We start from the raw sequence: 520 nt of genomic DNA on the forward strand, positions 1-520 counted from the left end.
GAACAACACCCGTCCGAATCCAGAACGACGGGCGAGGACAGCGCTTTCCTGGACTCCGTGGCCAATTGCGGGCTCCGGATCTATGCAACCGATCGATTCAATTTCCGCCAGTTCCGCGGAGGGCACGGTCACACCTGGAATGTTACGGACCAACACGTCGTCTCAACCGGGGTGGTCGTTTCCATGGGGGATTGGCAGGAGCACGTGAGATTATGACGACAAAGCGTTCTGCATTCATTGCTATTGCTTTCTGCCTTCAATAGCTTCCCCGGCAACCCGCCCGTGATCTCGGCCGCCGGTCAAGATCAGTCATGAACGTCTACCCCTAAGGAAAACCTTCCATGGCGCAGAATCTCCAGACAGTCGTTTTCGTCGGCCTCGGTTACATCGGCCTTCCCACGGCCGTGACCCTGGCCAACAGTGGCGTGCAGGTCCGCGGCGTCGACGTGAATCAATCCGTCGTGGACCGTGTGTCTCGCGGTGAGGTCACCATCGTGGAGCCCCGGTTGGGGGGGGAACT

1 protein-coding gene is annotated in these 520 nt (G+C 59.2%); it reads left to right on the forward strand.

What is annotated here, in order from left to right; genetic code table 11:
• Window positions 1-341: 341 nt before the first annotated feature.
• The coding region (locus GTW58_RS13995; RefSeq protein WP_342453335.1) for an NAD(P)-binding domain-containing protein at window positions 342-520 on the forward strand (179 nt) is incomplete at its 3' end.

This window comes from Kocuria subflava (genome assembly GCF_012163155.1).
In the GTDB taxonomy this organism is placed as follows: Bacteria; Actinomycetota; Actinomycetes; order Actinomycetales; family Micrococcaceae; genus Kocuria; species Kocuria subflava.